The organism is Neisseria sp. P0006.S004 (assembly GCF_051963015.1).
Taxonomy (GTDB): Bacteria; Pseudomonadota; Gammaproteobacteria; order Burkholderiales; family Neisseriaceae; genus Neisseria.
In genome coordinates this window covers 468,844-486,230 of the sequence record NZ_JBQCUS010000001.1, presented here as the reverse complement: position 1 = coordinate 486,230, position 17,387 = coordinate 468,844, and the positions used below count along the sequence as shown (strand labels likewise).

At 47.7% G+C, this 17,387-nt stretch carries 20 protein-coding genes; 13 read left to right on the top strand and 7 right to left on the bottom strand.

Translation table 11 applies throughout. The annotated features are described in order from the left end of the window. The first annotated feature begins 1 nt into the window (after window position 1). The 4 genes from rdgB (at window position 2) to ACTHR2_RS02335 (ending at window position 2,958) form a co-directional block, all read left to right on the top strand. A complete protein-coding gene (gene rdgB, locus ACTHR2_RS02350; RefSeq protein ID WP_101755510.1) occupies window positions 2-595 on the top strand; it encodes an RdgB/HAM1 family non-canonical purine NTP pyrophosphatase in 594 nt (197 codons plus the stop codon). A 53-nt stretch (window positions 596-648) separates the two neighbouring features. After that, on the top strand, window positions 649-1,011 hold the full coding sequence (locus ACTHR2_RS02345; RefSeq protein ID WP_440375303.1) for a thioredoxin: 363 nt from the start codon (window positions 649-651) through the stop codon (window positions 1,009-1,011). Window positions 1,012-1,107: 96 nt separating this feature from the next. Beyond that, window positions 1,108-2,283, top strand: coding sequence for a radical SAM family heme chaperone HemW (gene hemW / locus ACTHR2_RS02340; protein ID WP_440375302.1), 1,176 nt, complete (start codon window positions 1,108-1,110; stop codon window positions 2,281-2,283). Window positions 2,284-2,418: 135 nt separating this feature from the next. Next, complete coding sequence (locus ACTHR2_RS02335; RefSeq protein WP_263335877.1) at window positions 2,419-2,958, top strand: opacity family porin; 540 nt, start codon at window positions 2,419-2,421, stop codon at window positions 2,956-2,958. A 112-nt stretch (window positions 2,959-3,070) separates the two neighbouring features. On the opposite strand, the gene ACTHR2_RS02330 is transcribed toward ACTHR2_RS02335, so the two are convergent. From ACTHR2_RS02330 to ruvB, 7 genes are all read right to left on the bottom strand, one after another. Continuing rightward, on the bottom strand, window positions 3,071-3,439 hold the full coding sequence (locus tag ACTHR2_RS02330; RefSeq protein ID WP_263335873.1) for a VanZ family protein: 369 nt from the start codon (window positions 3,437-3,439) through the stop codon (window positions 3,071-3,073). Further along, window positions 3,436-3,645 carry a dioxygenase gene (locus tag ACTHR2_RS02325; RefSeq protein WP_263335870.1) on the bottom strand — a complete coding sequence of 70 codons (210 nt, stop codon included), beginning with the start codon at window positions 3,643-3,645 and terminating at the stop codon, window positions 3,436-3,438. The genes ACTHR2_RS02330 and ACTHR2_RS02325 overlap by 4 nt, the downstream gene beginning before the upstream one ends. Before the next feature lie 102 nt (window positions 3,646-3,747). Next, window positions 3,748-4,326, bottom strand: a complete 579-nt coding sequence (pth, locus tag ACTHR2_RS02320; RefSeq protein WP_440375301.1) for an aminoacyl-tRNA hydrolase — start codon at window positions 4,324-4,326, stop codon at window positions 3,748-3,750. A gap of 54 nt (window positions 4,327-4,380) precedes the next feature. Then, the gene (locus tag ACTHR2_RS02315) at window positions 4,381-4,653 is read right to left on the bottom strand and encodes an RnfH family protein (RefSeq protein ID WP_263335863.1); all 273 of its coding nucleotides are present in this window, start codon (window positions 4,651-4,653) and stop codon (window positions 4,381-4,383) included. Further along, complete coding sequence (locus ACTHR2_RS02310) at window positions 4,646-5,077, bottom strand: type II toxin-antitoxin system RatA family toxin (protein WP_263335860.1); 432 nt, start codon at window positions 5,075-5,077, stop codon at window positions 4,646-4,648. The genes ACTHR2_RS02315 and ACTHR2_RS02310 overlap by 8 nt, the downstream gene beginning before the upstream one ends. 90 nt (window positions 5,078-5,167) lie before the next feature. After that, window positions 5,168-7,075: an ATP-binding cassette domain-containing protein gene (locus ACTHR2_RS02305; protein WP_263335857.1), complete on the bottom strand. Its 1,908-nt coding sequence runs from the start codon at window positions 7,073-7,075 to the stop codon at window positions 5,168-5,170. Between the two features lie 122 nt (window positions 7,076-7,197). Next, window positions 7,198-8,229, bottom strand: a complete 1,032-nt coding sequence (gene ruvB, locus ACTHR2_RS02300) for a Holliday junction branch migration DNA helicase RuvB (RefSeq protein ID WP_039862144.1) — start codon at window positions 8,227-8,229, stop codon at window positions 7,198-7,200. A 216-nt stretch (window positions 8,230-8,445) separates the two neighbouring features. On the opposite strand from ruvB, the gene cmk reads away from it, so the two are divergent. From cmk to ispG, 9 genes are all read left to right on the top strand, one after another. Continuing rightward, window positions 8,446-9,105, top strand: coding sequence for a (d)CMP kinase (cmk, locus tag ACTHR2_RS02295; RefSeq protein ID WP_263335842.1), 660 nt, complete (start codon window positions 8,446-8,448; stop codon window positions 9,103-9,105). A gap of 154 nt (window positions 9,106-9,259) precedes the next feature. Beyond that, on the top strand, window positions 9,260-10,945 hold the full coding sequence (gene rpsA / locus ACTHR2_RS02290; RefSeq protein WP_003678994.1) for a 30S ribosomal protein S1: 1,686 nt from the start codon (window positions 9,260-9,262) through the stop codon (window positions 10,943-10,945). Between the two features lie 10 nt (window positions 10,946-10,955). Beyond that, window positions 10,956-11,270, top strand: a complete 315-nt coding sequence (locus ACTHR2_RS02285; RefSeq protein ID WP_003678992.1) for an integration host factor subunit beta — start codon at window positions 10,956-10,958, stop codon at window positions 11,268-11,270. A gap of 260 nt (window positions 11,271-11,530) precedes the next feature. Then, on the top strand, window positions 11,531-12,667 hold the full coding sequence (zapE, locus tag ACTHR2_RS02280) for a cell division protein ZapE (protein WP_049333700.1): 1,137 nt from the start codon (window positions 11,531-11,533) through the stop codon (window positions 12,665-12,667). Window positions 12,668-12,761: 94 nt separating this feature from the next. Then, a complete protein-coding gene (gene ndk / locus ACTHR2_RS02275) occupies window positions 12,762-13,187 on the top strand; it encodes a nucleoside-diphosphate kinase (RefSeq protein WP_004519785.1) in 426 nt (141 codons plus the stop codon). 168 nt (window positions 13,188-13,355) lie between these two features. Next, the gene (gene rlmN / locus ACTHR2_RS02270) at window positions 13,356-14,444 is read left to right on the top strand and encodes a 23S rRNA (adenine(2503)-C(2))-methyltransferase RlmN (RefSeq protein ID WP_003683577.1); all 1,089 of its coding nucleotides are present in this window, start codon (window positions 13,356-13,358) and stop codon (window positions 14,442-14,444) included. 8 nt (window positions 14,445-14,452) lie between these two features. Further along, window positions 14,453-15,208 (top strand): type IV pilus biogenesis/stability protein PilW, encoded by a 756-nt coding sequence (gene pilW, locus ACTHR2_RS02265; RefSeq protein WP_263335810.1) that lies wholly within the window; start codon window positions 14,453-14,455, stop codon window positions 15,206-15,208. Next, window positions 15,209-16,093 carry a helix-turn-helix domain-containing protein gene (locus ACTHR2_RS02260; RefSeq protein ID WP_263335807.1) on the top strand — a complete coding sequence of 295 codons (885 nt, stop codon included), beginning with the start codon at window positions 15,209-15,211 and terminating at the stop codon, window positions 16,091-16,093. Between the two features lies 1 nt (window position 16,094). Next, window positions 16,095-17,360 (top strand): flavodoxin-dependent (E)-4-hydroxy-3-methylbut-2-enyl-diphosphate synthase, encoded by a 1,266-nt coding sequence (gene ispG / locus ACTHR2_RS02255; RefSeq protein WP_070826285.1) that lies wholly within the window; start codon window positions 16,095-16,097, stop codon window positions 17,358-17,360. Window positions 17,361-17,387 lie beyond the last annotated feature (27 nt).

Here is a 17,387-nt window from a genome sequence, read left to right as displayed (position 1 = left end):
CATGTTTGAAAAAATCGTCCTTGCCAGTGGCAACACAGGCAAACTCAACGAATTTTCCCGCCTCTTTGCCGACTTAAACATCGAAGTCCTGCCACAATCGCAGTTCAATACGCCCGAATGTCCCGAGCCGTACCATACCTTTGTTGAAAATGCCCTGGCTAAAGCACGTCATGCCGCCAAATACAGCGGCTTACCGGCACTTGCCGACGATTCCGGCATCTGCACCAACGCCTTAAACGGCGCACCCGGCATTTTCTCCGCACGTTATGCAGGTGAAAACCCCAAATCCGATGCCGCAAACAACGCCAAACTGTCTGCCGATCTGGCCGATAAAGACGATAAAAGCTGTTACTACGTCTGCGTCCTCGTCCTTGTCCGTCATGAAAACGACCCGCAACCCATCATCGCCGAAGGCATCTGGCGCGGACAATGGCAGGCAGAAGCAGCCGGTACAAACGGCTTCGGCTACGACCCGCATTTCTATCTGGCCGAACATGGTTGCACCGCCGCCGAGCTTGACCCTGAAATCAAAAATGCCGAAAGCCACCGTGCCCAAGCATTGCGCGAACTATTAAGAAAAATCAAGTCCTTATAAATTGGTAACAGGCCGTCTGAAGCCTTCAGACGGCCTACCTCACATTTATTCCCATGCCCAAACCTACTCCTGAAGAATTGGCAGCCTTTGCAAAACACGTCGCTGCCTTCATCCCAACCACACCTGACGAACTTCTTCAACTTATTGACAGTCAAGAAACTGCTACCGTCTTTTTAGGCAAACCAAGCTGTTCATACTGTCGCCGTTTTGTTGCAAAACTGTCTACCGTTTCCTTAAACAAGCAGCTTACCATCCGCTTTACAGACAGCAGCAACAAAGCAGCTTTAAAAACTTTTCGTGAACAACACGGCATCAAAACTGTTCCCGCATTACTCAACATCTCACAAGGCAAAATAAAATTTGTCTGCAATTCCAAATTATCAGAAGAAGAAATTGAAGCTTTTTTGAGCGCTTAGACTTCGCATATTTCCTACTGATTACTTTCCCCGCCGACATTTCAGTTAAAATAACAGCCTAAAAATTTCAGACGGCCTTGAGCCTCAATACATACCATGACCCAAATTACTTTCCAACGCCCCGGCCAGCTAACCGCCCTGCCTCCTTTATCACTCTATATCCACATCCCGTGGTGCATCAAAAAATGCCCATATTGCGACTTTAATTCCCACAGCCTGAAAAACGGCCTTCCGGAAGAAGCCTATATCGATGCCCTACTAACCGACTTGCAGTTTGAATTGCCCAATATTTGGGGCAGAGCGGTAGAAACCATATTCTTCGGCGGCGGTACACCCAGCCTGTTTCAAGCGGAATCGATTGACCGCTTGTTAAGCGGCGTGCGTTCGCTGTTGCGCTTGCAACCCGAAGCGGAAATTACTTTGGAAGCAAACCCGGGTACATTTGAAATTGAGAAGTTTCAAGGATTTAAAGACGCAGGTATTACGCGCCTGTCTATCGGCGTACAAAGTTTTAATGACGATATGCTTGCTCGATTGGGACGCGTTCACAACAGCAAAGAAGCCCTGATAGCCATTGATACTGCATTGAAATTATTTGACAAAGTTAATATTGATTTGATGTATGCCCTGCCAAACCAAACCGTTCAGACGGCCTTAAACGATGTGCAAACCGCTATCGCAACAGGCGTATCGCATATCAGCGCATATCATCTGACAATGGAACCGAACACGCCTTTCGGTCATACACCGCCCAAAGGATTGCCGCAAGATGAAGCGGCGTTGGATATTGAAGATGCCGTACACGGAGAATTGGAAGGCGCAGGCTTTATTCACTACGAAACATCGGCTTTTGCAAAACCTGGTATGCAGTGCCGCCATAATTTGAACTATTGGCAGTTCGGCGATTACTTGGGTATAGGTGCGGGCGCACACGGCAAAATCTCCTATCCCGACCATATCGAGCGAACTGTCCGCCGCCGTCATCCCAACGACTATCTTGCGGCTATGCAGAGTAATCCGCATGAAGCAGTTGAGCGCAAAATCGTTGCTGCCGAAGACCTTCCATTCGAATTCATGATGAACGCCCTACGCCTGACCGACGGCGTACCTGCCGCAATGTTGCAGGAACGTACCGGCGTACCCACTGCAAAAATCATGGCTCAAATCGAAACCGCCAGACAAAAAGGCCTGCTTGAATCAAACCCGACCGTATTCCGCCCGACCGAACAAGGCCGTTTGTTCTTAAACGACTTGTTACAGTGTTTTTTATAAGTGCTTTTTTACAACAGTTGAAACATTTTTAGATTTGCTTAATTTACGACAAGAAAATACAATCAGAATAATTGTTGGGAACGACCAACCCCAGCGATTATCCACTACTCCTAATCCTACATTAAGGACAAAACAATGAAAAAAGTTCTGGTAACACTGATTGCTCTTTCCCTGCCTACATTTGCATTGGCTGATGCAACCAAAGGTTTTTATGTTCAAGCTGATGCTGGTCATGCTACTGTAAAGGGAGACGCATCAGTTAAAGGCTTTAGCCCACGCATCACTGCCGGTTACGATTTCGGCGATTTCCGTGTTGCTGCTGATTACACACATTATAAATCTAAAAAAATCAACACCTCCTTGGTTGATTCGGAAGCCAAGTACCACAGTGCCGGCGTTTCTGCTATTTATGACTTTGATCTGCAAGCTCCTGTAAAACCTTATGTAGGTGTTCGTGTGGCTGTTAATCACGCTTCAACAAAAGTTGAGACAGCTAATTCATATTATGAACGTAAAGAAACTAAAACCGGTATTGGTGCAATGGCTGGCGTAAGCTACGAAGTAACTCCTAACGTTGCTTTGGACGCTGGCTACCGCTACAACTACTGGGGCAAATTTGATGAGACAAAAATTCATACTCACGAAGTATCTGCCGGTGTACGCGTAACGTTCTAATATTTGAATGCTTGTCATGAAGCAATAATTGCCTCAAATACAAGCAAAAAAAAGGCCGTCTGAAACCTGTTCCTCAGGATTTCAGACGGCCTTTTAACTTCTTTAAATATATCTAACTTTTTGCTGCTTTTACTTTTTCTGCAAACCACAGTGCCGCAGCCGTACCTGCCATATCGGCAATGCCGTCCGCGATCGAACCTTGGCGCGTAGCAGTCAGAAATGCCTGAGCCAGCTCGCTTCCTATGGCAAACAATAAAGCGGCAAACAGAATGCCTTTATAGGGAATAGTCCTATTGTCTTGAATAAATATTTTTGCGCACAGCCATGCCTGACCGAAAAACAGCCCGAAATGGCCGACTTTATCAAAATGGGGAAATGGTGGAGCACTATTGCCGCCCTCTTTGAAAAGTAAGGCATAAATGGCGGCGGCAAACCAGATAAAGGCAGCGGCAGTAAATTTGTTTAACGGCAAGGCTTTCATTTGTCGGCCTCTTCATCCAACCATATTTGGCAGATATCTGCCAAGCGGACAAATTTTCCACCCCGTGCCTTCAAAATATCACGCCATTGTGCCACTTCTTCGGCATCCGGGGCATCTTCAATACTGCATTCGTAAAGGCAGAAGTCTAATGTTTCGCCAACAATGCCTGGGGCCTCGGTCTGCATAAGGTTGGTCAGTTCATTCATATTTACTGTTTCTTTAATTGATTTATCGCTAGTCAGATCGCACTGCTTGTTTTCAGGCCGTCTGAACATGATGTGCAAGGCTGCCCGTTTGGTTTTGGTACGCTACTTACTGTGTAAAAAACGCATTGCCTCTTCCCATTCGCCATTCAACACGGCCGGCAATCCTTGCAGGGATTTAGCGATGGCGTCATCAATTTGCTGTCTGTGTTCCGCCGAGGGTTTATTCAACACATAACCGACAACCAGATTACGGTCACCAGGATGATCAATACCCAAGCGCAGGCGGTAGAAATTGGGCGTACCCAAGCGAGCCTGAATGTCTTTGAGGCCATTGTGTCCGCCGTTACCGCCGCCAAGTTTGAATTTGATACGGCCGCATGGAATATCCAGCTCGTCATGAACCACCAAGATTTCCTCCGGCTTGATTTTGTAAAACTGAGCCAAAGCGGCAACGGCCTGACCGGATCGGTTCATAAAGATCATGGGTTTGAGCAGCCAAACATCGCCATCAGGCGTAGTGGCGCGCGCTACTTCGCCGTAAAATTTCTTTTCGTCTTTAAAATTGACTTTCCATTTCCACGCCAGTTCGTCCAACAGCCAAAAGCCGACATTGTGGCGCGTTTGTTCGTATTCTTGGCCTGGATTACCCAAACCGACGATTAATTTAATTTTCAAGCTCATTACTGTTCTTTCAGTTTGACAGGCCGTCTGAAAAAGTTTCAGACGGCCTTTGATTTATTCTTGCCCGGCGCGTTTACGTCGCGCTTCTTTCGGATCAATCAATAATGGACGATAAACCTCAATCCGATCGCCATCGCGCAACACCGTCTCGTCTTTCACGGCCTTGCCGAAAATACCCAAAGGCGCTTGCTGTAAATCCAACTCTGGGAACTCCACCTCCAAACCGCTTTGCAGGGCAGCTTCGCGCACGGTTGTACCTTCGGCAACAGTCATGTTCCTCAACACTTGCCTATCGGCCAGTCCGTAAACAATTTCAATCTCAAGCATAGCGGCGGTCGGCCTCTTTAATAAAAGCATCTACCAGTGTACCGGCCAGATGGCCGAACACTGGGGAAATCATGGCAGAGAGTACGGCATTGGAGAAATCGTATTCTAATCTGAATTCGACTTTGCACATATCATCGCCCAAGTCGATAAATTTCCAAGTGCCGCTCAGGGTTTTAAACGGCCCTTCGAGCAAATCCATGCGGATTTCCTGCCCTGGGATATTGTGGTTGTGCGTCGCAAACGACTGCTTGACGCGCATATAGTCCATAAACAGGCGCGCTTTTAGTTCGTTGCCTTTGCGTTCGATGACTTCGGTCTTGCTGTACCACGGCAAAAATTTTGGATAGTCCTCAACTTTGTCCACCAGCTCAAACATTTCCTTAGCGCTATGCAGCACCAATACGTTTTTCTCGACTTTTTTCATGTTGGTTGTAGACCTTGTTTTTGAATATTCGGGGTTCAGACAGCATGATTTAGAAAAATATCTGCCCTACTTTGGGACAAAATTCCTAATTTAAACCGCTTCTCCATTTTGTTTCGCTTCCAGCCATTCCCAGCGTTCCAGCTTTTCCAAAAGCGACATCTCGATTTCTTCAGCCCTGCTTTGCAATGCGCCTGCTTTTTCGTAATCTTTGAAAATTTCAGGATCGGAAAGCTGGGTATTGATTTCAGCCTGCTCGGTTTCCAAAGCGGCGATTTCGTCAGGCAGGGCATCGAGTTCGCGCTGTTCTTTATAGGAAAGTTTGACCGTGCGGTTGGCTTTGGGTTTAACTTTCTCAGGCTCAGCAGCCGCTTTAGGTGCAGAGGCCGTCTGAATTTTATCTTCCCGCGATTTTGCGTCGATATAGTCCTGATAGCCGCCGATGTATTCTTTCAGACGGCCTTGTCCTTCGAAAACAATGCTTTGGGTAATCACGTTATCAAGGAACATACGGTCGTGCGAGACGAGGAATACCGTACCTTGGTAATCGCGCAGCAGGTCTTCGAGCAGCTCTTGGGTATCGATGTCCAAGTCGTTGGTCGGTTCGTCCAAGACCAAAATATTGGCGGGACGGGTAAAGAGTTTTGCCAGCAAGAGACGGTTGCGTTCGCCGCCGGAGAGTGATGAAACGGGACTTTGTGCGCGGGCTGGATGGAACAGGAAATCTTCCAAATAGCTCATCACATGCTTTTTCTTACCACCGACTTCAACGTAATCGTTGCCCTGTCCCAGCGTGTAAAACACAGTGTCGTTTTCATTCAACGCGCTACGGAATTGGTCAAAATAAGCAACTTCCTGTTTACTGCCGATGCGGATTCTGCCGTAGGTCGGCTGCAATTCGCCCAAAATCAGCTTAAGGAAGGTGGTTTTACCGATACCGTTTGGACCGATTAAGCCGATTTTGTCGCCGCGCTGCAAGATAGCGGAGAATTTGTCCATGATGACTTTGTCACCATAGGCAAACGAAGCATGTTCCAATTCGGCGATGATTTTGCCGCTTTTTTCGCCGCTGTCGAGCTTAAAGTTAACCTGCCCTTGTACGTTGCGGCGTTCGGCGCGCTGGCGGCGCAGCTCTTCCAAACGGCGCACGCGGCCTTCGTTACGGGTACGGCGCGCTTCGATGCCTTTGCGTATCCATGCTTCTTCCTGTGCGTGGAATTTGTCGAAGAGGCGGTTATGTTCCGCCTCGACTGCCAACTCTTGCGCTTTTTTCTCGCTGTATTTGGAGAACGAGCCAGGATAGGAGCGCAGAATGCCGCGGTCGAGTTCAACGATGCGCGTGGCGATATTATCCAAAAAACGACGGTCGTGGGTAATCACGACCAAGCTGCCTTCAAACGCTTTGAGCAGGTTTTCCAGCCAGATAATCGCGTCGATATCCAAATGGTTGGTCGGCTCGTCCAGCAGCAATACGTCGGGCTTTTGCACCCAAGCCTGTGCCAAGGCGACACGCTTTTTCTGACCGCCAGAAAGGTTGCCGATTTTTTCGTTTTCCGGCAAACCCAGTTCCCCCAAAGTCTGCTTGACTGCCGCATCCAGCTTCCAGCCGTCCTTCGCTTCGATTTCAAGTTGCAATTCGTTGAGCTCTTTCAACAAAGCCTCACTCGAACCATTTTCCAACTCATGGCTGACATGATGATAACGGCGCAATAAATCACGAATTTCGCCCAAACCTTCGGCAACAGTATCAAATACGGTTGCGTCCTTATCAAAAAAGGATTCCTGCGGTACATAAACGATTTTGAGATTGTTTTGAACAATAATCTGCCCATCGTCAAGCTTTTGTACGCCTGCAAGGATTTTTAAAAACGAAGACTTACCCGCACCGTTGCGGCCGATTAAACCGATTTTCTCGCCGCTGTCGAGTTGAAAAGAAGTTTTGTCGAGCAAGGCGACGTGGCCGACGGCAAAAGAAGCATTTTCTACGGATAAGATATTCATGGGGAAACTTCAAAAAAGAAAAGAGGGACATTTTAACCGATTATCGGCAGATATTTGCCGACAATCATATGAAATTGAAAGTATCAGGCCGTCTGAAAGCAGTTTTCAGACGGCCTTCATTATTATTCTTGAACCTTTAAGCCGAAATGCAGATAGGCTCGTTCAGTTGCTACGCGTCCGCGCGGTGTACGCTGCAAAAAGCCCTGCTGAATCAGATAAGGTTCAATCACATCTTCGATGGTATCGGTCGATTCGCCAATCGCAGCAGCCACGTTTTCCAAACCGACAGGACCGCCGCTGAATTTATGCAGAATCGCCTCAAGGAATTTCCTGTCCATCACATCCAAACCTTGCCCATCCACATCCAGCATACTCAAAGCCGCATCGGCAATTTCCGCATCAATGACGCCGTTGTTTTTCACATCGGCATAATCGCGTACACGTCGCAAAAGGCGGTTGGCAATACGCGGCGTACCGCGGCTGCGCTTGGCCACTTCCATAGCGCCCTCGTCGCCCATATCCAGCTGCAACAATTGTGCAGAACGGGCAACAATAGTCGCCAAATCTTTATTCTGATAAAACTCCAATCGGGACACGATACCGAAACGGTCGCGCAAAGGATTGGTCAGCATACCGGCACGGGTCGTCGCGCCCACCAATGTAAACGGCGGCAAATCGATTTTGACCGAACGCGCGGCCGGCCCCTCGCCTATCATGATGTCCAACTGATAATCTTCAAGCGCAGGATAAAGGATTTCTTCAACCACGGGGCTTAAGCGGTGGATTTCATCGATAAACAGCACATCATGCGGCTCGAGGTTGGTCAACAAGGCTGCAAGGTCGCCGGCACGTTCCAAAACCGGGCCGCTGGTTTGGCGCAAATTAACGCCCAACTCTTTAGCGATAATATGCGCCAAAGTAGTTTTACCCAAACCCGGAGGGCCAAACAGCAAAGTGTGGTCAAGCGCTTCGCCACGTTTTTTCGCCGCCTGAATAAAAATAGCCAACTGCTCTTTTGCTTTATCCTGCCCGATATAGTCGTCTAAAGTTTTCGGACGTAAAGCACGTTCAAGCAATTCTTCCTGAGCGGAAATATTTTGAGCAGTGATAATGCGCTGAGGTTGTGCAGAAGTAAGATTATCGGTTTGTAACATAATGTTTCTAAATTCTAAGACCGTTCCCGACCCGTTGTTTCAGACGGCCCGAACAATCAGACAAAGCGGCTAAATGATGATTTTGGCCATTATACCCGATAAGGCCGAGCCGCTTTCCCCTCAAATCTAAATCCCACAAAAATTTTCGTTTTCAGACGGCCAAAGCAACGTATAATAAACGGTTAATTCAAATACCTATCGCATTCAGGAGAACACATGAGCCTCAAGCAAAAAGTCATCGCCATCGACGGCCCCAGCGCATCCGGCAAAGGGACGGTTGCCTCACGCGTAGCCGAAGCCTTGGGTTTTCTTTACCTCGACTCCGGTGCACTTTACCGCCTGACCGCTCTTTACACACAAAAACAAAATGTTGCCTGGACAGATGAAGATGCCGTCAGCACATTAGCAGAAACTTTGCCCGCACAATTTGAAGGCGGCGTCGTATTATTAAACGGCGATGATGTATCCGAGCAAATCCGTACCGAAGCGATCGGTATGGGCGCATCTGCCGTCGCGCAGTTGCCTAAAGTGCGTACTGCCCTTTTGCAGCGCCAACGCGACTTCTTAACCGAAAAAGGTTTGGTCGCCGACGGTCGTGATATCGGCTCGGTTATTTTCCCTGATGCCGCATTAAAAATTTTCCTGACCGCAAGTGCCAATGTCCGCGCCCAACGTCGTGCCAAACAACTCGGTATCCCATGCGAAGGGGTTGCATTTGAGCGTATTTTGTCGGACATTGAAGCACGCGACGAAGCAGACCGCCGCCGCCCTGTTGCTCCGTTGAAACAGCTGCCCGACGCCCTGCTTTTAGATACCGATAACCTTTCTATCGAAGAAGCTGTAAAAAAAGTGCTTGATTGGTATCATAAAGTTTAAAATTTGGAGTATAATCGCGAAGTTTTCATTTCAGACGGCCTGTTAACCCTATAACAAGGCCGTCTGAAAACATTTCCCAACCTGCCGTGCCAAGGACGGCAGGTCATTTCAAACCTAACCCGCACCCCTTGGCGGTGTACCGAAAAGAGTATATATGACTATGGAAAATTTTGCCCAGCTGCTGGAAGAAAGCTTTACCCTGCAAGAGATGAACCCAGGTGAAGTGATTACTGCCGAAGTAGTCGGCATCGATCAAAACTTCGTTACCGTTAACGCAGGTCTGAAATCAGAATCTCTGATTGATGTTGCTGAATTCAAAAACGCTCAGGGCGAGATTGAAGTTAAAGTTGGCGATTTCGTTACCGTTACCATCGAATCTGTTGAAAACGGCTTCGGCGAAACCAAACTGTCCCGCGAAAAAGCCAAACGCGCTGCCGACTGGATCGCTTTGGAAGAAGCTATGGAAAACGGCGACATCCTGTCCGGCGTTATCAATGGCAAAGTCAAAGGTGGTCTGACTGTTATGATCAACAGCATCCGCGCATTCCTGCCGGGTTCTTTGGTTGACGTACGTCCTGTAAAAGACACTTCTCACTTCGAAGGCAAAGAAATTGAATTCAAAGTGATCAAACTGGACAAAAAACGCAACAACGTTGTTGTGTCTCGCCGCGCTGTTCTGGAAGCTACTTTGGGCGAAGAACGCAAAGCCTTGCTGGAAAATCTGCAAGAAGGTTCAGTTATCAAAGGTATCGTTAAAAACATCACCGATTACGGTGCATTCGTTGACTTGGGCGGCATCGACGGTCTGTTGCACATCACCGACTTGGCATGGCGCCGTGTGAAACACCCAAGCGAAGTTTTGGAAGTTGGCCAAGAAGTAGAAGCTAAAGTCCTGAAATTCGACCAAGACAAACAACGCGTTTCCCTGGGTATGAAACAACTGGGCGAAGATCCTTGGAGCGGCCTGACCCGTCGTTACCCACAAGGTACCCGCCTGTTCGGTAAAGTATCCAACCTGACCGACTATGGTGCGTTCGTTGAAATCGAACAAGGCATCGAAGGTTTGGTACACGTTTCCGAAATGGATTGGACCAACAAAAACGTACACCCAAGCAAAGTTGTTCAACTGGGTGACGAAGTTGAAGTAATGATCCTGGAAATCGACGAAGACCGCCGCCGTATCTCTTTGGGTATGAAACAATGCCAAGCTAATCCTTGGGAAGAATTTGCCGCCAACCACAACAAAGGCGACAAAATCTCCGGCGCAGTTAAATCTATCACTGACTTCGGCGTATTCGTAGGTCTGCCTGGCGGCATCGACGGTCTGGTTCACTTGTCTGACCTGTCTTGGACTGAGGCCGGCGAAGAGGCTGTACGCAAATACAAAAAAGGCGAAGAAGTTGAAGCCGTTGTATTGGCCATCGACGTTGAAAAAGAACGCATCTCTTTGGGTATCAAACAACTGGAAGGTGATCCGTTCGGCAACTTCATCAGCGTAAACGACAAAGGTTCTTTGGTTAAAGGTTCTGTGAAATCTGTTGACGCCAAAGGTGCCGTAGTTGCTCTGTCTGAAGAAGTTGAAGGCTACCTGCCTGCTTCTGAATTCGCCGCTGACCGCGTTGAAGACTTGACTACCAAACTGAAAGAAGGCGACGAAGTTGAAGCCGTTATCGTTACCGTTGACCGCAAAAACCGCAGCATCCGTCTGTCTGTTAAAGCGAAAGATGCTAAAGAAAACCGCGAAGCGCTGAATTCAGTTAACGCCGCTGCAACTGCCAATGCCGGTACTACCAGCCTGGGAGACTTGCTGAAAGCCAAACTGTCCGGCGACCAAGAATAAGGTTGCAGACATGACGAAGTCTGAATTGATGGTTCGCCTCGCAGAAGTGTTTGCCGAAAAAAATGGCAACCAACTGCTGGCTAAAGATGTTGAATACAGTGTAAAAGTCTTGGTTGATACCATGACCCGCTCACTGGCTCGTGGACAACGTATCGAAATCCGCGGCTTCGGCAGCTTCGACTTGAACCACCGCCCTGCCCGTATCGGGCGCAACCCGAAAACCGGTGAACGCGTGGAAGTGCCTGAAAAGCATGTTCCTCACTTCAAACCGGGTAAAGAGTTGCGTGAGCGTGTAGACTTGGCATTGCAAGAAAGTGCTCATTAATACTTAGTAGCAAAACGCCGCAGAAATGCGGCGTTTTTTTTGTTTTCACAAGAAATTCAAAGCCAGATCTTTTCACGCATACCTTAATCACACACTATTTCAACTATATTTACTACAATGCTTTTGCAAAAAACGCAGGCCGTCTGAAATCATTTATAATAGACCGACTATTCTGTAATGAAAACATCATTCCAACTACCGTCTAAACTATTGCGGATGATGTTTCAACTATCGCCAGCAAAGCATAATAAAGGTTACACATGAGCAATAGAGACCAACTATTCACACCACCTCCATTTGAAAACCACAGTCCATTGACTTGGTATCAAGCTGCAGCCGAGCAACCCAACTTCATCCGCGACGAAGCCCAAGCGCGAGCCATTGAATATTTGGATCGTTTGTGGACCGAGCTGATGATGTTCAAACGCAAACGCAACCGTTTTCTCGGCCGTAGCTTGCGCTCCCCCCAAGTACCTAAAGGACTCTATTTTTATGGCGGCGTAGGACGCGGTAAAAGCTTTTTGATGGATGCTTTTTTCGGCTGCCTCCCTTATCGTCGTAAGCGTCGCGTGCATTTCCATGCCTTCATGGCCGAAATCCATCAACGCCTTAAAGTCCTGAAAAGCGAAGCCAATCCCTTAAAAGCCGTTGCAACAGAAATTGCCAAAGAAACACGTGTATTATGCTTTGACGAGTTTCACGTCAGCGATATTGCTGATGCCATGATTTTGGGCCGTTTACTGGAAAACCTGTTGAGTGAAGGTGTAGTCTTGGTAGCCACTTCCAACTACGCCCCATCCGAACTCTATCCTCAAGGCCAAAACCGCAGCAGTTTTCTGCCAACCATCGCCCTTATCGAGTCCAACCTGACCGTTTTAAATGTGGATGGCGGCGAAGATTACCGCTTGCGTACACTGCGTCCTGCCGAAATTTTCTTTGTCCCCAATAATGAAGAGAACGAACAAAAACTGGCTGCTTTATTTAAAGAAATGAGCGGAATCTCTGAATTAAACCCAGGCATCAGCATTATTCATGGACGAGAAATTCCTCATAAAGCCCAGTCAGAACGCGCCATCTGGTTTGATTTCCGCGCATTATGTTTCGGTCCACGCTCACAAGCTGACTATCTGTACTTGGCTGAACATTACGAGATGGTTTTCCTTTCAGGATTAGAACGCCTAACCCCTCAAGAAAAAGCGGAAGCACGCCGTCTGACATGGTTAATTGACGTTTTATATGATTTCCGTGTGAAATTGTGCGCCACCAGCGCAGTTGGCGTAAACGATATTTACGTTGAAGGCGATTTCGCCGAAGAATTTACCCGTACAGCCAGCCGTATGATCGAAATGCAATCCGAAGTCTATTTGGAACAACCACACCTAACTTTAAGCAAATAATGCCTTTCCCAAAAAGGGGCGAAATTTGGTAGAATACACTTCCCTCGCCTCTTGGCTGCGACAACTTACCTACCAATAAAAACAAGGACATAACATGGCCATCGAACGTACGATTTCCATCATCAAACCCGATGCAGTAGAAAAAAACGTCATCGGCAAGATTTACAGCCGCTTTGAAGAAAACGGCTTGCGCATTATTGCGGCGAAAATGAAACATCTCTCTGAGCGTGAAGCAAAAGAGTTTTATGCCGTACACAAAGACCGCCCTTTTTATGAAGACTTGGTTAAATTCATGACTCGCAATCCTGTCATGATTCAAGTATTGGAAGGTGAAAACGCCGTTGCCAAAAATCGCGAATTGATGGGCGCAACCAATCCAGCCGATGCAGCTCCTGGCACAATCCGTGCCGACTTTGCAGAATCTGTCAGTGTTAATGCCGTACATGGTTCTGACAGCGTTGAAAATGCTGCGATTGAAATTGCTTACTTCTTCAGCCAAAGCGAAATCTGCCCACGCTAAGAGTAAAAGCCTGTAGCCGCTTTACGGCCGTCCGGTTTATATCGGACGGCAAAACTGCTTTGTATGTCCTACAAATTAAAGGCCGTCTGAAAACCCAAAGGCTTTTAAAGCAAAGCTGCCCAATAAGCCCCTTTGCTTTAAAAGCTTTACTGAGAAACATAAAAATACATGAAAACCAATCTACTGAATTACGATTTAAACGGACTGACGCAACACTTTGCCGAAATGGGTGAAAAACCTTTCCGCGCCAAGCAGGTAATGCGTTGGATGCATCAAGCCGGTGCACAAAACTTTGAAGAAATGACTGATTTGGCCAAATCATTACGCGCCAAGCTGAATGAACAAGCCACAATCGAAGTGCCTAAATTAATGATGGCACAAGAATCTACTGACGGTACACGCAAATGGTTGCTGGATGTCGGCACGGGCAACGGTGTAGAAACCGTCTTTATTCCCGAAGCCGAACGCGGTACTTTGTGCATCTCTTCCCAAGTAGGTTGCGCATTGGAATGCACCTTCTGCTCTACCGGACGACAAGGTTTCAACCGCAACCTGACTGCAGCTGAAATTATCGGTCAGCTTTGGTGGGCCAATAAAGCCATGGGCGTTACCCCTAAAAACGAACGCGTTATCTCCAACGTAGTGATGATGGGCATGGGCGAACCCATGGCAAACTTTGACAATGTTGTTACCGCTTTGAGCATTATGCTGGATGATCACGGCTACGGCTTGAGCCGCCGCCGCGTGACTGTTTCCACTTCGGGCATGGTTCCACAAATGGATAGACTGCGTGATGCAATGCCTGTTGCTTTGGCTGTATCTTTACACGCATCCAACGATGAAGTTCGCGATCAGATTGTTCCACTCAACAAAAAATACCCGCTCAAAGAATTGATGGCGGCTTGTCAACGTTATCTAGTCAAAGCCCCCCGCGACTTTATTACTTTTGAATACGTTATGCTCGATGGCATCAACGATAAAGCACAACATGCGCGTGAATTGATTGAATTAGTTAAAGACGTACCCTGCAAATTCAATCTGATTCCGTTCAATCCTTTCCCAAATTCCGGCTACGAACGTTCTACCAACGAAAATATCCGTGTCTTCCGCGATATTCTGCAACAAGCCGGCTTTGTCGTTACTGTCCGCAAAACTCGCGGCGACGATATCGATGCCGCTTGCGGACAATTGGCCGGACAAGTACAAGATAAAACACGCCGCCAACAAAAATGGCAACAGATTTTGGTCGAACAATAAGGTTAATTATGAAAATCAAGTTCGGATTCGCTTTAATTACCGCACTGACTCTTTCAGCCTGCGCTTCCTCTTCCGGCTCAAGCCCTAAAGAACGTGCCATTCAAGTTTCTAATATCAAAACCCAACTGGCTGTAGAATATATGCGCGGCCAAAACTATCGCCAAGCTACTGAAAGTATCGAAGAGGCGCTTAAGTCCAATTCAAAAAATGACCTTGCTTGGTTGGTACGCGCTGAGATTTATCAGTATTTGAAGGTCAAAGATAAAGCTCAAGAAAGCTTTCTTAAAGCATTGTCTTTAAAACCTGATAGCGCAGAAGTCAACAACAACTACGGTTGGTTTTTGTGCAATCAAATGAATGCACCAGCCGAATCTTTGGCTTATTTTGATAAGGCACTGGCCGACCCGACCTACCCGAGCCCCTTTATTGCCAATATGAATAAAGGCATTTGCAGCGCAAGGTTAGGCCAATACTCTTTGGCTCAAGCCTATTTGGAAAGGTCTTTGGCGGCCAATCCACAATTCTTCCCTGCTTTCAAAGAGCTTGCCCGAACCAAAATGATGGCAGGCAATCTGAACGATGCCGACTATTATTTCCGCCAATACCAAAGTAAAGTCGATGTCCTGCAGGCTGACGATTTACTTTTAGGCTGGCGCTTGGCCACTGCCTTGGGCAATAAACACGCCGCATACGAATACGAAGCCCAACTTAGGGCAAACTTCCCCTATTCAGACGAACTACAAACTGTCACAACAGGCCACTAAATGGAAAATAACGATAAAATCAACTACGACACACAAGCCGCCAAAACATTGGGGGATGAATTACGCAAACACAGAACTGATACCAAAATCGATATTCAAGATGTTGCTTCACGGTTGAAACTGTCTGCCGAACAAATTGATGCTTTGGAAAAAGGCGAATATTCAGGCTTTCCCGGTTTAGTCTTTGTTTCAGGCTATCTGCGTTCATATGCACGATTTCTGAAAATCGACGAACAAACCATCGCCAAACATTTGCTCTCCATTACTCCGCAACTTGAAGACCATGTATACGCGGTAACACGCAGTGCCAATGCCGGCTTAAGCTACAAAGACACTGAAAAACAAGGTTTCCCAAAATGGATATTGGGGATAGCCGCACTGGCTTTGGTTGTAGGCGGTGTTTACTTTTGGCAAAGCAAATCCAGTTTTGAAAACGAGCAGGCAAATATTCAAAACAGCAAAGATGTTGCTGATACGATGAAAACGCCTGCCTTAAAAACGGATAATGTTGCCGTTAGCGAAATGACGGAAGAGGGCAAAAAAGAAATTACCAACAAGCCTGAAGTGGCTAATGATCAAGCAGCCTCAGCAGCTTCCGCCGTCGTACAAGAAGAGAAGCCTGCCGTCAAAGTTGAGAAAGACGAACTTTGGATTAAAGTCCAATACCGAAGCAATCTGATCATTACAGACAAAGATGGAAAAGTTGTATTCAGCCGTATCGTTCCGGCCGGAAGCGAACAACGTCTGAGAGGAGGCGCGCCTTACAATGTTTGGATCGGTATTGCAGCCGGCTCGGAAGCCAATTACGGCGGCACACCTATCGAACCTTTGAAATACCGTGTTGCCGGTGAAAAATCCGCCTCTTTTGTTGCAGGAAAAAACTAAAATGACCACACCTAAACGCCGTCAGACACATCAAGTCAAAATTGACCATCTCATCATCGGCTCGGATGCGCCCGTTGTTGTGCAATCTATGACCAATACCGACACCGCAGATGCAGAAGCAACCGCCCGACAGGTCAAAGAGTTGAGCGATGCCGGCTCAGAAATGGTCCGTATCACGGTCAATACTCCGGAAGCGGCTTCCAAAGTCGCTGAAATCCGCAGCCGCTTAGACGATATGGGTTATACCACGCCCCTGATCGGTGACTTCCATTTCAATGGCGAACGCTTATTGGCTGAATTTCCCGAGTGCGGCAAAGCCCTGTCTAAATACCGCATCAATCCGGGCAATGTCGGCAAAGGCGCAAAAGGCGATGAAAAATTTGCCTTTATGATTCGTACTGCCGCAGAAAACAATAAAGCCGTACGCATCGGTGTGAACTGGGGTTCGCTTGATCAAAGCCTTGCCAAACGTATGATGGATGCCAACCTAGCTTCTGCTACACCGAAGCCGCCTGAAGAAATCATGAAAGAGGCTTTGATTGTTTCGGCACTGGAATCGGCAGAAAAAGCCGTGGCTTTGGGCTTGCCCGAAGACAAAATCATTTTGTCGTGCAAGGTCAGCGCCGTACAAGACTTGATTCAGGTTTACCGCGAATTAGGCAGCCGTTGCCGTTACCCGCTGCATCTCGGTCTGACTGAGGCTGGCATGGGCAGCAAGGGCATTGTGGCTTCCACCGCAGCTCTGGCCGTATTGTTGCAAGAAGGCATCGGCGACACCATTCGAATTTCCCTTACGCCCGAACCCGGCTCCCCGCGCACACAAGAAGTCATTGTAGGTCAAGAAATCCTGCAAACCATGGGCTTGCGCTCCTTTACGCCAATGGTTACAGCCTGCCCCGGTTGTGGCCGTACCACCAGTACCGTATTCCAAGAGTTGGCTCAAGACGTACAAAACTATTTACGCCAAAAAATGGCTGTTTGGCGCACTGAATATCCAGGTGTTGAATCATTGAACGTCGCCGTAATGGGTTGCGTGGTAAATGGTCCGGGCGAAAGCAAGCTTGCCGATATCGGTATCAGCCTGCCAGGTACAGGCGAAACTCCGGTTGCGCCGGTTTATGTAGACGGCGAACGGAAAGTCACCCTCAAAGGCGACAATATCGCTGCCGAGTTTTTGCAAATCGTTGAAGATTATGTCAAAACCAACTATTGCGAAGGTGGCGCAAAACGTAAGCAAAACCGCGTTATTCCGATTCAATCTGCCTAAAACATTTTCAAGATAAAGAGGCCGTCT